The sequence below is a fragment of the Mycolicibacterium parafortuitum genome, assembly GCF_002086815.1.
In the GTDB taxonomy this organism is placed as follows: domain Bacteria; phylum Actinomycetota; class Actinomycetes; order Mycobacteriales; family Mycobacteriaceae; genus Mycobacterium; species Mycobacterium parafortuitum.
The window spans coordinates 1-978 of sequence record NZ_MVID01000066.1 but is presented as its reverse complement, the minus strand read 5'-3'; the positions used below and the strand labels follow the sequence as shown (position 1 = coordinate 978).

The window sequence follows — 978 nt, the reverse complement described above, 5'->3', positions numbered from 1 at the left end:
CCGGTCGATCTGGAGGTCCCCCGCGACCGCAACGGCACCTTCGACCCGGTCATCGTGCCCAAACGCAAACGCCGCTTGGGGCAGGTCGAGGACATGATCTTGTCGCTGTACGCCCGCGGCATGAGCACCCGCGACATCACCGAGCACCTCGGCGAGGTCTACGGCGCGAGCGTGTCGGCAGCCACGATTTCGCGGGTCACCGACGTGGTGACCGACGAGATCGCTGCGTGGCAGTCGCGCCCGGTCGATCCGGTGTATCCGATCCTCTACATCGACGCGATCCGGCTCAAGATCCGCGACGGCGGCGTGGTGGCCAATAAGGCCGCGCACGTGGTGATCGGGGTCGACGTCGACGGGATCAAGCAGGTCCTGGGGATCTGGATCCAGCAGACCGAGGGCGCCAAATTCTGGCACGGGGTGCTCACCGAGCTGCGCAACCGGGGCTGCCGCGACGCGTTATTCGTCTGCTGTGACGGGCTGACCGGGTTGCCGGAATCGATCAGCGCGGTCTGGCCCCAAGCCGTCATCCAGACCTGTGTGGTGCATCTGCTGCGGGCCAGCATGCGCTATGCCTCCTACACCGACCGCAAGAAGATGGCCGCCGCGCTGCGCCCGATCTACACCGCGCCCACCGAGGACGCCGCCAAACTCGCGCTGGAGGACTTCCGGACCGACTGGAAGGCAAAATCGCCGGGGGCGGTCGCGGTCTGGGACCGCGCCTGGGCCGAGTTCGTGCCGTTCCTGGCGTTCCCGGTCGAGATCCGCAAGATTATCTACACCACCAACGCCATCGAGTCGCTGAACTACCAGCTACGCAAAGTCACCAAAGCCCGCGGCTCGTTCCCCTCCGACGCCGCTGCACTCAAGCTGCTGTATCTGGCCATCCGCAACATCAACCAGAAACGAGGATCAAACCCAGGTTCAGGAACCTACCGCTGGACCGAAGCACTCAACGCCTTCGCCATCCAATTCCCCGAC

At 65.2% G+C, this 978-nt stretch carries 1 protein-coding gene; it reads left to right on the top strand.

The window, feature by feature from the left end; translation table 11 throughout:
* Window positions 1-978, top strand: a 978-nt coding sequence (locus BST38_RS28780) for an IS256 family transposase (RefSeq protein ID WP_083146946.1), incomplete at both ends; no start/stop codon positions are given.